Origin of the sequence: Paraburkholderia piptadeniae, from assembly GCF_900007165.1 — a bacterium.
Taxonomy (GTDB): domain Bacteria; phylum Pseudomonadota; class Gammaproteobacteria; order Burkholderiales; family Burkholderiaceae; genus Paraburkholderia; species Paraburkholderia piptadeniae.
This window is the reverse complement of sequence record NZ_CYGY02000030.1, coordinates 89,248-102,330: the sequence shown is the minus strand read 5'-3', so window position 1 is coordinate 102,330 and position 13,083 is coordinate 89,248. Positions and strand designations below refer to the sequence as shown.

Here is a 13,083-nt window from a genome sequence, read left to right as displayed (position 1 = left end):
ACGATCAATCGCAGATCGCCGGTTGGTTGACGGATTTATGTCAGACCTGGTGGACGTTGCCGCCGTGCGATGAGCGTCGTGACACTTCGTTGCGCGGCACGAGCAGGCGGGCTAGATTGACGACTTACGTCTCCTCCATATCTCCCGATATGGTTCGCCCGCGAACGAGCGGGCATTTTTTTGCGCAGCCGCTCGGCGCTTTAGCTCCCGTTCCATGCCGCCTCCGATATGAACTACCGCCTATCACACTACACCGGATCGACGGGACTGCGACCCGGCAGATGGTTATCAAGCAGGGACGGTGTTCTCCTGAATCAGGCAAGCAGATAAAACAGCGTGCCCGATAACGCGATCGTGACGGGCAGCGTCACGAGCGAGGTGATGACGACCCGGAGAAGCATGCGGCCCTGAGCACCTTGACCGCTCGCGGCCAACTCCGGTCCCATGCATCAGTCGCAAGCCGTCACTCGCTGTACGCGGAACAAGACGGGTTGGGGATGACCGCAATGGCTGAGCTTCGACGCATCCGCCGCTGCGCCGCCCGGTCACATCGGCCGTACTGGAAATGTTCGTTGCGGGCGTCGCCACACGAGCCAGTCGCAACCGTACATCAGGAATAGCACTCTTTGGAATTTTTCCCGCCGCTCCTCTATAAATCACTGGAGATGGGAATTAGCGTCGGGGCAAAAAAATGTTGTGCCTCCTGCATCGGATTGGCTGTTGTTAAGACATCGGTGACGACGATTCTGGCGAGGTGCGGACATGGCAAAACTTCGGCGTCTCATCGTAAGCGTTCTTGCCTTTGTATTGACCGCGTGCGCCAGTCTGCCGCCGCAAACCAACCGGCCGCAAACTTTTGCGCTTCAAAACACGGAGTCCACACGACTCGGCGCGCTCTTCGTGCCCGAAGAGCAGATCCATCCAGGCAGCAGTGCGTTTCACCTGCTTCCGGACGCCACCGACGCAATTGTGGCCCGCATCGCGCTCGCCGAAACTGCCGAACGCTCGCTCGATCTGGAATACTACATCTGGCACGACGATCTGACGGGCCGTGAACTGGCAGCAGCGTTGCTCAAGGCAGCAGACCGGGGAGTCCGCGTTCGTGTCCTGCTCGACGACCTTGGCACGAACGCAGACGACCAGGTTCTGCTCACACTCAGTTCGCACCCGAATCTGAAGATACGGCTGTTCAATCCGGTCGCGAGCCGCCACTTCAAGTCGCTCGCTACTGCACTGGAATTTTCCCGGGTCGATCGGCGCATGCACAACAAGGCGCTGATTGCGGACAATGAAGCCGCTATTCTTGGCGGGCGCAATATCGGCGATGAATACTTTGGCGCATCGAGCGTGGTTGCCTTCGGGGATCTTGATGTTCTGGTGCACGGCCCAATTGTCCGGAAAGTCTCCAACGCCTTCGACGAGTTCTGGAATTCTGAATCGACTTATTCGATCGAACAACTGATGGGACATCCGGCGGATCAGTCCGCGTTGGCCTCCTACCGCGCGAAACTGGACGAATACATCAAATCGGAGCATGACTCGCCCTACGTTGTGGAAGCCAGACAGCGGCTGGTCAAGATCCTTGAAGCGGGCAACGCCGACTTTTCATGGGGACAAGCCACGCTCCTGTACGACGACCCATCCAAGATCACACGCGACCCGAACGACCCGCAGGGCCACCTCATGACGCGGTTCACGGCCCTGAACCTCAAACCCGAACACGAGATGCTCATCATCTCGCCTTACTTCGTGCCCGGGGAAGAAGGCGTCGCATGGATACGTGAATTAACCGCGCGCGGGGTACGCGTCACGGTGTTGACCAACTCGCTGGCTGCAACCGACGTGGTCGCGGTGAATGCCGGATATCAACACTACCGGGAGGATCTCCTTGCGGCGGGCGTACGCCTCTATGAGCTGAAGCCGGTCGGCTCGGCCAACGTGAAAGCGCAACGAAAGTTTTTCGGTTCTTCAAAGGCTTCGTTGCATGCGAAAACGTATGTGTTCGATCGACAACGCGTGTTCATTGGCTCGATGAATCTCGACCCTCGCTCAAGCAATCTCAACACGGAGATTGGCGTGCTTTGCGACAGTCCGGCGATTGCCGGCCAGGTGATCGATGACGTCGAGCCGCACCTGGACGTGATTGCCTGGAGGGTTGTGCACCGCACTGACGCGACCGGTAAGAGCCGGATCGTCTGGATCGACACTGCCGAAAACGGAACGGTGACCGAACTCGGCTCTGAGCCCGATGTCTCGTTCATGCGGCGTGCAAGCGTCTGGTTCCTCGGTCTGCTGCCGATCGAATCACAACTATAAGTGCGGCACGTACCGATTGTCGCTCGACGACGGGCGTTTGCGCGACGTCGCCAATGCTTGCATCGGCGGAGTTGTCACTTCGTCACGTGACCGCGCGAACGACCGTTGTTCCTTGACAACTGCCCTCCAGTCGGAAACGAGTCGAGCGGCTGCAGTAGGTCGACACGGCATTCCGTAGCTTCTTCGATGAAGTCCTTATTTAGTTTCCCGCAGCGGATGCAGTCACACGCGCGCACCACTGTGCGCGGACTTATGTGCGCTGGGTCAGCCACGTCGCAAGTTCCGAAGTCAACCCGCCGATCGTGTTCACGTTCGCTCCCTTTTAGCGCGCGTTCGGTCATTGAGATGACGATGCCCCGTTGGGCTCGATGGGCGATCTCGAGTGAACAGGCAAGCAAGACTGACTGAGGCTGCGATGCTTTTCCGGGGAAACAGGCAATACGCCGGACAACCGGTTGTCACGCTAGAAATAACGGTATATACGGTATAGCCTATATGGCAACGCTAACCGCGTCCGATGGCTTGCTGAGACTACCGGACCTCGAGGGCGAGACGCTTCCCTGGCGAAGTGAATCGTTCGAGCTGCCTGACTATTGAGCCAAAAATGGGGAACTTGTCTGCTTGACGTTGGGTTCGCTGTTGTCTCGATCAGATTCACTATACGAGGTAACCATGTGGATCTTCCGTGTCGATGAGCCTCGCCTTGGGGTCATCCGTGTTCGAGAATGGCGCCGCCGCGTGCGCCACACGATCGGCCTTCTCGTCCTTCTGCTCGGCAGCGCCGCCACTGGGTTGGTCATCCTCGATCAGTCCAATACCTCTTTCCCCAACAAAATGTTTGCGGCTTTGTGGGATGGGGTCAACCTCGTCACGACACTCGGTGCCTTTGGCGAGTTCAATCAGCCTCAAAAGGTCTTCATGCTGCTGGCCATGGTCGCGACACTGCTGGTCGGCGGATTCGCGGTTTCGAGGCTCACGGGGATGCTATCCGGCGACGACGTGATGGCTTATCGGGAGAACAGGATCATGGAACGCAAGCTCGAACAACTCGCCGATCATGTCGTGGTGGTCGGATTCCATTCGCTCGGCGAACTGGTCTCAAATCGCCTGCATGAAGCGGGCGAGACGGTGCTCGTTCTCGTGGGCGATCAGGATCAGGCCGACCGGGCGGCGGATAGCGGCCACCTGGTCGTGCTCGGCTCGCCGGACGCGTTCGACGACGTGCTCAAGGGTGCGCGCCTGGACAGCGCCAAGGCGATGGTTGTGACAACCCCCGACAGCAATAACAATCTCGCGATCACACTGCTGGCCCATACGCTGAACGCTTCGCTCGCGATTGCCGTACCCGGCGAAAACCCCTTGAGAAAAGGGCTGTTCGAGAGCGCCGGCGCATCCAATGTGGTCATTGCCGATGAGATCATCGCCAATGCGCTGGTCAGCAAGCTCACAACAACAGTGGAGGCAGCGACATGAAACCCGCAGCTCCGACGCCGTCTCATCTGCATCACATGCCGTTCCTGCAGGGGCTCTTGCCCGTCAATCCCGCGCAACTGCCGCACGACATCATCGCCGGGATCACGCTGGCGGCACTCGGTATTCCCGAGGTGATGGGGTACACGAAGATTGCCGGCACGCCCACGGTCACGGGCCTGTATACGATCCTGCTGCCGCTCGTGGCGTTCGTGGTCCTTGGTGCGTCGCGTCAACTGGTCGTCGCTGCGGACTCCGCGACGGCCGCTATTCTCGCGGGTACGCTGACGGCCGTCGCCGCGTTGGGCAGCAGGGAATATGTCGGCCTGACAAGTACCGTTGCCTTGACGGTTGCTGTGATGCTGGTGATTGCGCGCATCTTTCGTCTGGGTTTTCTGGCCGATTTTCTTTCTCGCAGCGCATTGATCGGCTTCCTGACAGGCGTGGGCATCCAGGTCGCGGCGGGCGAGCTCGCCGGGCTGATCGGACTCGCGAAGCAGGGACATGGCCCGCTGATGCAGATCGTGTCCGTGATGCAGCGCGTCGCCGGGGCGAACTATCCGACAACGGTGCTTTCGATTGCCGTCCTCGTCGTGATCATCGGTTGCAAGCGTATCGCGCCGCGCGCGCCGGGCGCGCTGATCGCCGTGATCGGTTCCATCGTGGCAAGCGGCGTGTTCAATTTCGCCGGACATGGCATCGCGGTAACGGGTGAAGTGCCGGGCGGCCTCCCGTCGCTGTTCCTGCCGCCGTTGCATATGGGCGAGATCAACCAGGTGCTGGCGACGGCCGCCTCGTGCTTCATCGTCATCATCGCTCAGAGCGCTGCGACGGCGCGCGCGTACGCGAACCGCTATAACGAGAAGGGCGACGACAATGCCGACATCATCGGGCTTGCTGCCGCGAACGCGGCAGCGGCGTTCACGGGCACCTTCGTCGTGAACGGCAGTCCGACCAAGACCGAGATGGTCGACGACGCGGGCGGCCGTACCCAGGTCGCCCATCTGACGACGGCCGTCATCGTGCTGCTGGTGCTGCTATTCCTCACGAAGCCGCTGAGTCTTCTGCCTGCCGCCGTATTGTCGGCCATCGTCTTCATGATCGGCGTGAAGCTGATCGACGTGAAGGGCATGACAGAACTGTATCGCATGCAGAAAGACGAATTCGTCGTCGCGTTGCTGACGGTATGCGTGGTGGTGTTCGTCGACGTGATGCACGGCATTCTCGCCGCCGTCGTGCTGTCGCTGATCGCGCATGCGCGGCATAGCTACCGCCTGCGCACGCGCGTGTTGACGCGCAGCCCCGCCGGCCACTGGTTCCCGCATCGTGTCGCGCCGAACCTGCTCGCTGCGCCCGGCATCGTTGTCTACCGGTTCGAGGCGGATCTGTTCTATGCGAACACGGGGCGCTTCACGGAGGAAGTGCTGAAACTCGTCAACGAGGCGAGCGTGCCGTTGCGCTGGGTGGTGATCGACGCATCGGAGATCAACAACATCGACTACACGGCTGGCAAGAAACTGACCGAGTTGGGTGCGGAGCTTGACAGGCGTGGAATAGGCATCGCCGCGGTTGCGCTTCCGACGGGCGTGCGGCGTGAAATCGAACGGTATAAAGCACTGCGCTCCGGCAGCGCGCATCGCGAGATCTTTGCGACCGTCGATGCCGCGATCGACGCACTCCGCGATAGTTCGCCACCTGCGTCCGCACCTTCGCCGGGCGCCAAACCGGAATGAACCAGAGCGAAATAACGGAAGTCCGCTTCGACCTGAATCGAAAAAGGAGTGATGCGTGCCTGATTCCGCTGCCGCAAAGCGCGCCGAGCCCGCCACGGATCGCGCTGATCGCAAGCAAGAAGATCCGTCCACGCTATTTGCGGGGCGTGGCTCGTTGGCTGCGCGCGTCGAGCAGGGCAAGGCGGCGCGCAGTAAAGTGCCCCGCGCGAAGCTGGCGGACTGCAAGATTGGAGATCGCGATCCGATCGCACTGCTCGACGCTTCCAATGTGGGCCGGGTGACGGAACTGATACCCATCCGCTATGGGCGGATGGTCGCGGGTCCGTTCGCGTTCTATCGCGGTGCTGCGCCGTTGATGGCGCACGACCTGTCGAAGCTGCCGCATTCGGACGTGATCGTGCAACTGGGGGGCGACGCGCATCTCGCCAATTTCGGACTGTTCGCAAGCCCGGAGCGGCGCATTCTCTTCGGTCCCAACGACTTCGACGAAACGCTGCCTGGTCCATTCGACTGGGATGTGCGCAGGCTTGCCACATCATTCGTGATCGCTGCGCGCGAACGCGGATTCGCGCTGCGTGACCAGCGCGGCGTGGTGCGCCGGCTATGCGAGACCTTCCGGCAACGGATCGCCGAGTTCAGCCGCATGGACACGCTGGACGTCTGGTACTGCCAGTTCAAGGCGGCGAGCATGCTGGCCATTGCCGATTCGGTGGTGGAAAGGAGGAAAGAACTGGCCGTGATCGACAAGGCGAGGCAGCAGTCGTCGCGTTCCGTGATGACTCATGCAACCGAAATGGTCAACGGCAAGCTGCGCATCAAGGACGTACCTCCGCTCGTGTACCACGTCCCGCTGGAGAGCTCGCACGATCATAAACGGTACGATGCGCTGGTCCGGAGCTTCTTCGCCGACTACCGGCTAACGCTCCCCGATGACAGGCGCGCACTGTTCGATCGCTATGAACTGGTGGATGTCGCTATTCGCGTCGTGGGCATCGGGTCGGTGGGAACGCGTTGCTACGAGGCGCTTTTCATGGCCGACGGACAGTGCCCACTGTTCCTTCAACTCAAGGAGGCGCGGACTTCTGCGCTGGAGGGTTACCTGCCGCCGAGCCGCTATCCCAATCACGGCCAGCGTGTCGTGAATGGGCAGCGTCTGCTGCAGTCGGCCAGCGACATTTTTCTCGGGTGGTCGAAGATGCGCCACACGGGCAATGACTTTTATGTTCGGCAGTTGCGCGACATGAAGGGCGCATTCGACTTCACCACCTTCGACGTTGAAGATCTCGACGAGTATGCGGTTTCGTGCGCTCATGCGCTGGCCCATTCGATGGCGAAGGCAGGCGATCCCGCGTTGCTCAGCGGGTATGTCGGTAAGTCGGATGCATTCGACGAAGCCATCGTGCGATTCGCGCTCGCTTATGCGGAACAGAATGAAGCCGACTGGACAGTTTTGAAAACGGCTGTCAAGGCGGGACGCATCCAGGTCATTCGTGAATGAGGCTAGAGCGCCATTCACGGACGGCTATTCTGTATCGTCGCGGACGTCGCGTTCACGGTCGTCACTATCTGATTGTCAGGCGCTCGGAGTATGATCACCCGCTGGGACCGTCGACAGTGGCGGACTCGACGTTCTTCACGTTCGTCACACTCACCGTCGGGCCGATGCCGTTCCAATAGTGAGTCTCGGGCTTTAGGGGAATACGGTCAAAAGACCGAGCTTGATGTGGCCGTTCAGGAATGGTTGTCGCAACTCTGGTCCGGCTCTTCTCACAATGTGCACGTCAACCCATTGGAACTCGTGAATTAGCGTTTCTTCGAAGCCGCATTCCTGTTTCGGATTGCTCATTTGTGACCTATGCACACAAACACGCCACTGAAAAACCTGGTCCGCATCGAATCCAATTTTGACAACTTGCCTCTATTTCCGGAAAAAGAGCGAGATCCGCGACACGAAGTCTACGCTGTCGGCGATATGGATCCCAGCAACACGGACGACCTTGGAGTAACAGAAGGGGCCACTCGTCGGAACGGATGTTCAAACCGTGCAGCCGGCGTGGCCGTGATTGCCACGGTTCTGATGTCAGGGTGCGTGAACTCGCCGTCGATCGGCGTGCTCGGCGCGTACTTTCCCGACTGGCTGTTCTGCATCGTCGCGGGCGTTGCGCTCACCGTCGTCATCTATCTGATTCTCAAGCGGTTGCAGGTCGACGATCTGCTGGGACCGTCCGCCGTGGTGTATCCCACGCTTGTCACTTTCCTTTCACTCGCTGTCTGGTTGCTGCTCTTCCAGCATTGAATCTCCTTCAGGACCGATGCAATGGCGACGACTGCCAGCAAAACATCGAAGAAGAAATGGCCGGCCATCATCCTGGTTGTGGTGACGCTGTTGCTGTTGCTGTACGTCATCCGCGTTTGGGACCGCGCGCCGCGCACCGACGACGCCTACGTCTACGCGGATACGATCGACGTCGTGCCCGAGGTCAATGGGCGCATCGTCGAACTGGCCGTGCATGACAATCAGGCGGTGAAGCAGGGCGATCTGCTGTTTCGCATCGATCCGCGTCCGTATGAAGATGCGCTGACACGGGGCAAGGCCTCTCTCGTGGCGCTCGATCGTCAGATCGAGTTGACCCAGCGCACCGTCAATGCGCAGCAGTACAACGCGCAGTCGGTGCATGCGGCCGTCGAGCGCGCGCGCGCCGCAGCCAGTCAGGCGTCCGATACGCTGCACCGCATGGAGCCGTTACTGTCGCACGGTTATGTGTCGGCGGAGGACGTCGATCGTGCGCGCACCGCGCAACGCGCGACGCAGGCCGAACTCAGCGCCGCGCAACTACAGGCGCAGCAGGCGGCCGCGGCCGTTAGCGGCGTCGACGCGCTGGTCGCGCAACGCGCAGTCGTGATGGCGGAGATCTCGATCGCGGAATTGAATCTGGAATATGCGACGGTGCGTGCGCCGTTCGACGGACGCGTCGTGGCGCTGAAGACCCAGACAGGGCAGTTCGCCTCCGCGCTCAAACCTGTCTTCACGCTGATCGACACGCGGCACTGGTACGTCGTGGCGAACTTTCGGGAGACGGAACTCAAGGGCGTGCGGACCGGCACGCCCGCCACGGTGTACCTGATGAGCGATACGGGACAGCGCTTCCAGGGTGCCGTCGATTCGATCAGCTTCGGTGTCGCACCCGATGAAGGCGGTCTTGCATTGCCCGGCGGCTTGCCGCGCATTCAACGCACGCTTAACTGGGTGCATGTATCGCAGCGCTTTCCGGTCAAGATCCGGGTCGACAATCCGAACCCGGATCTGTTTCGCGTCGGCACATCGGCGGTGGCCGTGCTGCACCCCGAACGCAGCAACGACGGCGAGCGCCATTGAGGAGCGCCCATGGCCGCCGCCGACTACCTGCCCCCTATGCCCGTCATGCTGCGCGATGCAGGCGTATTCCTGAAGCGCGAGCTTGCGCCTTTCCCCGGCCGCGCCAACGTGATGCTGCGCTGCATGCTGACGAGCGCGATCGTGATCGTCACGTCGATGGCGCTCGAAGTGCCGGAGCTTGCGCTGTCGTTGCTGGTCGTGTTTTACGTCACGCAGTCGAACGTGGTTGTCACGCGGCTGGTCGGTCTGATGTTCATGGTCGGGTCGACTTTCGCGATTGGCCTGTCGATCCTGCTGCTGAAGTTCACATTCGATTACCCGTTGCTGCGCATCGTCATCGCGAGTCTGCTGTTTTTCGGCAGCGTGTATCTGCTACGCGTTTTGAAGATCGGCGTGGTGTTCTTCATCGTCGCGATTGTCGTGATCTATGTGCAGAGCTTCGTCGACCGGACCGATCAGGCGGACCTGCTGATTCGCGCAGTGCTATGGGTGTGGGTCGCCATCAATTATCCGATCGCGCTGACGCTTCTCGTCAATACACTGCTGCTGCCCGTCGAACCGCAATTGCAGCTCAAGGCCGAAATTCATCGACAACTGACGACGCTGGACATACGCCTGACGCAACTGATCGACGGCACGACGAACAGTGCGCCGATCACACTAACAGCCGTCCAGCAGGGCGCGCTGACGCTGCAAAAGCTGCTGCGGTTCACGACCATGCGCGACGCCCACTATCGCGAGCATCAGGCGTTGCAGCTTGCGCGCATTGCGACGGTGTCGCGTCTTTATCGTGGCGCGAGTGATCTGCCGGCCAACTGGCCGGGCGCGCCAGTGGCGCAGCTTGCCATGTTGCGCGAATTGCGGGCGAACGTTCGGGCGTTCGACGAATCGGTGATGATGGGCGAGTCGTATGGCTACGTCGGCACGGCAACGCTGGAAGAACGCAATACGGCCGACACGATTCCCGCCGCGGGCGAATTGCAGCGGGCGCTGCATGCATTCGCCGATTTGGTCGCAAGCGGTGTGGAAACCGGCAAGCCGCCCGCGAGCGAGCCGATGGTCGCGCCCGATGCGTGGACCAATCCCGCGTACATGCGTTTTTCGCTGAAGACGCTGCTGGCCGTGCTGCCCTGCTACGTGTTCTACAACGCGGTCGACTGGCAGGGCATTCACACGATCATGCTGACCTGCGTGATCGTCGCGCTGCCGAGCCTCGGCGCATCGGCGCAGCGCGCGTTACTGCGGGTCGCGGGGGCTGTGATAGGCAGCGGGCTGGCGCTGTTCATGGTGGTGTTCGTCGTGCCGCATATCGAGAGCATCGTCAGCCTGCTGCTGATGACGTTGCCCGTCATTGCCATCGGAGCGTGGATAGCGGCCGGCTCGGAGCGGATCGGCTACGCGGGCGTCCAACTGGTATTTACCTTCTCGCTCGCGTTGCTCGAACAGTTCGGCCCAACCACGAACCTCACTGAAATCCGCGACCGGATGGTGGGTATTCTGCTTGGAGTCGGCGTGGCGACGTTCGTGCAGATGTCGTTCTGGCGCGAGGGCGAGGGCGATGTGCTACGGCAGAAGCTCGCGACGATGCTGCGCGCGATTGCCGCGCAGCTGCGCATGCCGGAGGCGGGCATCAGCCGACAGGATGAGCTTCCCTATGCACAGCGCCAGTTGCAGGCGTGGGCCGTGCTCGCCGATTGCGAAGCGACGCTCTCGCGCGTCGCGCTCGAACCTGCCTGGCAGGAAGGCGAGCAGACGCAACTGACGCTGCGTGCGCAAACGGTCCTCGCGCAAGGACGCGAGATCATGCTGGCCGGCGATGCGCTGCGCAGCACGCTGGTGGCGCAAGCGGGATCATTGGGTGCACGAACCGTCGATGCGGCGCACGCGGCTCAGGAACAGGCCTCAGACGAACTCAGCCGGTACGCGGATGCGCTTGCCGTCAGCCCGCCCCGCGCGCACGCGCCGCGACGCATCGAGGTCGCCGCGCAGACCATCGAACCAGGCGACGGGCCGCTCATCGCCGCAGCGGACGAACTGTCTCGGCAGATAGCGGGACTGCCGGACTGGCGCGTCGAGGCGCCAGTCGCGGCGCCCGCTTCACGGGCCATACGAACATGAATACGCGATCGGGCTGGCACGGCTGGCGGTGGCGTCGATGCATCTTGTGCGTCGCTTCGGTGTCGTCGTTAGTGACGGGCTGCGCGCTGTTCCATCATGACAGCGCGCCCTATGCGGAGATCGCGCCCGAGCAGATCAATCTCGCCGACGACATCCATCTCGCGCGCGACGGCTGGCCCGCCGCACGCTGGTGGGCGCGTTATCACGACGCGCAGCTCGATGCACTGATCGATCAGGCGCTCAGCAACGCGCCGACGATGGTGATCGCGCGCACGCGTGTCGCGCAGGCGAAGTCGGATGTCGAGCTTGTCAAGACGGGATCGAGCCTTCAGGTGGTCGCGCTGGCATTGCTGGATCGCGAGCATGTTTCCGCGCATGGCTTTCTCGGCCCGTTCGCGCAGAACGAACCGGCTTTGGGGCTGACAGGCCCGTGGTACACCGAGGGCATCGTCGGGCTCGGCGCGAGTCTGAAGGTCGATATCTGGGGCAAGCAACGCGCGCAGATCGCCGCGTCCGTCGGCGTGAGCAATGCGCGCCTCGCCGAGACGTCCGCTGTCGAACTCGAAATCTCGACGGATGTCGCGCAGCTTTACTACGGCATTCAAACGACTTATCAGCTGATCGATCTGCTGAACGAATCGCACGAGGTCGCGACGTTCGCGGTGCAGGCGCACGAAGCGCGTGCGGCGCGCGGCCTCGAAGCCCGCACGTTGCTCGAAGAAGCACGCGCGCAGCAACTGGCGATCGAGCGGCAGATCGTGCCGGCGCAAGCGCAGATCAAGCAGTTTCGCGAGTCGTTGCGCGCGCTGATCGGCGCGGGCCCCGATGGCCTGGCCGCCATCGAGCCCGTCGCGCTTCCTCGTTCGAAAGCCGCGCTGCCGGCGACGCTTTCATACGAACTGCTTGCGCGGCGGCCCGATTTGCAGGCGATGCGATGGTATGTCGAGTCGTCGTTCGACCGTATCGACGCAGCGAAGGCGGCGTTCTATCCGAGCTTCGACATCAAAGCGTTTTTCGGCTTCGACGCGTTGCATCTTGCGGACCTTTTCACGCATGCAAGCCAGCAGATCAACCTGATTCCAGGCCTCTATCTGCCGATCTTCGACGGCGGCCGGCTCAACGCGAACCTGAGCGGCGCACGCGAGGGCAGCAACCTGTTGATCGAGCAGTACAACCAGGCCGTTCTCAACGCGGTGCGCGATGTCGCGCAGACGGGCAGCCGTCTTCAGGCCCTCGACGCGGAGAGCGAATTGCAGAAGCAGCGGATCGAATCGCTCGCGTTCGCGAGAGACAGCGCCGAAGCGCATTATCAGCGGGGACTGACGAGCCGGCTCGCGGCGCTCGAAGCGCGTCAGCCCGTGATCGCGGAGCAGGTTGCGCTGCTCACGCTCGATGGTCAGACGATCAGTCAGGAGATCACATTGACGAAGGCGCTTGGCGGCGGCTATCGCGCCGATCCGCCCGTCACGCTGAGGCCCCGTTGAACGGCTTGGTGCAGCAGTCGCTGCTTGCCGTGGGCGGAATGAACGCCACGCTCGCGGACATACAGCGCTATGCCGTCGATACGCGCCATTGGGTGACGAACCAGCAGTTCGTCACGTTCTTCTCGATCACGCAGGCCGCGCCGGGGCCGAACGGCATGGCCGTCGCGCTGATCGGCTTTCAGGCGGCGGGGCTCGCGGGCGCGCTCGTCACCACGCTCGCGAAGATCGTGCCTTCGGCGCTCGTGGCCTATTTCGTCAGCGACTGGGTCGAGCAGCGCAATCATTCGCGCATCGTGATGGCGATACGCCGGGGACTCGCACCCGTAACGGTCGGGCTGCTGGCATCAGCGGCGTATGTGTTCGCGCGCGAAACGGATGTGAACGTGGTGCGCGTGATCCTGACGGTGCTCACGGTCGCGATCGTCTACCGGACCCGGCTCAATCCGGTCTGGCCCGTCGTGGCGGGTGCCGTGCTGGGGAGTGCGGGCTTTGTGAGCTGATCGGGTGGCGCGTTTGGAGTAACGGGAGCGGCCTCCGCGCGGACAGCCGGAAAGACGCGCGCGCCGAAATCGCGCGACGTTTCGAA

At 61.9% G+C, this 13,083-nt stretch carries 10 protein-coding genes; 9 read left to right on the top strand and 1 reads right to left on the bottom strand.

All coding sequences use genetic code 11. The features are described 5' to 3' along the window. Window positions 1–314: 314 nt before the first annotated feature. Entirely contained in the window at window positions 315–446 is a 132-nt protein-coding gene (locus BN2476_RS49340) for a hypothetical protein (protein WP_268957903.1), read from the bottom strand. 316 nt (window positions 447–762) lie between these two features. Between BN2476_RS49340 and BN2476_RS15195 the strand changes: the two genes are divergently transcribed. From BN2476_RS15195 to BN2476_RS15155, 9 genes are all read left to right on the top strand, one after another. Further along, window positions 763–2,316 (top strand): phospholipase D family protein, encoded by a 1,554-nt coding sequence (locus BN2476_RS15195; RefSeq protein WP_087734987.1) that lies wholly within the window; start codon window positions 763–765, stop codon window positions 2,314–2,316. A 672-nt stretch (window positions 2,317–2,988) separates the two neighbouring features. Continuing rightward, the gene (locus BN2476_RS15190) at window positions 2,989–3,789 is read left to right on the top strand and encodes a potassium channel family protein (RefSeq protein WP_087734986.1); all 801 of its coding nucleotides are present in this window, start codon (window positions 2,989–2,991) and stop codon (window positions 3,787–3,789) included. Beyond that, the gene (locus BN2476_RS15185; protein ID WP_087734985.1) at window positions 3,786–5,519 is read left to right on the top strand and encodes a SulP family inorganic anion transporter; all 1,734 of its coding nucleotides are present in this window, start codon (window positions 3,786–3,788) and stop codon (window positions 5,517–5,519) included. Before BN2476_RS15190 ends, BN2476_RS15185 begins: the two co-directional genes overlap by 4 nt. A 55-nt stretch (window positions 5,520–5,574) precedes the next feature. Continuing rightward, window positions 5,575–7,017 (top strand): DUF2252 domain-containing protein, encoded by a 1,443-nt coding sequence (locus tag BN2476_RS15180; RefSeq protein WP_087734984.1) that lies wholly within the window; start codon window positions 5,575–5,577, stop codon window positions 7,015–7,017. Between the two features lie 555 nt (window positions 7,018–7,572). Next, a complete protein-coding gene (locus tag BN2476_RS15175; RefSeq protein ID WP_235850846.1) occupies window positions 7,573–7,815 on the top strand; it encodes a YtcA family lipoprotein in 243 nt (80 codons plus the stop codon). A gap of 21 nt (window positions 7,816–7,836) precedes the next feature. Continuing rightward, entirely contained in the window at window positions 7,837–8,895 is a 1,059-nt protein-coding gene (gene mdtN, locus BN2476_RS15170; protein ID WP_087734983.1) for a multidrug transporter subunit MdtN, read from the top strand. Between the two features lie 9 nt (window positions 8,896–8,904). Continuing rightward, the gene (locus BN2476_RS15165; protein ID WP_087734982.1) at window positions 8,905–11,013 is read left to right on the top strand and encodes an FUSC family protein; all 2,109 of its coding nucleotides are present in this window, start codon (window positions 8,905–8,907) and stop codon (window positions 11,011–11,013) included. Further along, a complete protein-coding gene (locus BN2476_RS15160) occupies window positions 11,010–12,497 on the top strand; it encodes an MdtP family multidrug efflux transporter outer membrane subunit (protein WP_087734981.1) in 1,488 nt (495 codons plus the stop codon). Before BN2476_RS15165 ends, BN2476_RS15160 begins: the two co-directional genes overlap by 4 nt. Then, on the top strand, window positions 12,494–12,997 hold the full coding sequence (locus tag BN2476_RS15155; protein ID WP_235850845.1) for a chromate transporter: 504 nt from the start codon (window positions 12,494–12,496) through the stop codon (window positions 12,995–12,997). Before BN2476_RS15160 ends, BN2476_RS15155 begins: the two co-directional genes overlap by 4 nt. Window positions 12,998–13,083: the final 86 nt, after the last annotated feature.

Excerpts from the sequence above, each read along its gene's own strand:
- BN2476_RS15190 (WP_087734986.1), top strand. The coding sequence starts at position 2,989 with ATGTGGATCTTCCGTGTCGATGAGCCTCGCCTTGGGGTCATCCGTGTT.
- mdtN (WP_087734983.1), top strand. The coding sequence starts at position 7,837 with ATGGCGACGACTGCCAGCAAAACATCGAAGAAGAAATGGCCGGCCATC.
- BN2476_RS15195 (WP_087734987.1), top strand. The coding sequence starts at position 763 with ATGGCAAAACTTCGGCGTCTCATCGTAAGCGTTCTTGCCTTTGTATTG.
- BN2476_RS49340 (WP_268957903.1), bottom strand. The coding sequence starts at position 446 with ATGGGACCGGAGTTGGCCGCGAGCGGTCAAGGTGCTCAGGGCCGCATG.
- BN2476_RS15160 (WP_087734981.1), top strand. The coding sequence starts at position 11,010 with ATGAATACGCGATCGGGCTGGCACGGCTGGCGGTGGCGTCGATGCATC.
- BN2476_RS15165 (WP_087734982.1), top strand. The coding sequence starts at position 8,905 with ATGGCCGCCGCCGACTACCTGCCCCCTATGCCCGTCATGCTGCGCGAT.
- BN2476_RS15185 (WP_087734985.1), top strand. The coding sequence starts at position 3,786 with ATGAAACCCGCAGCTCCGACGCCGTCTCATCTGCATCACATGCCGTTC.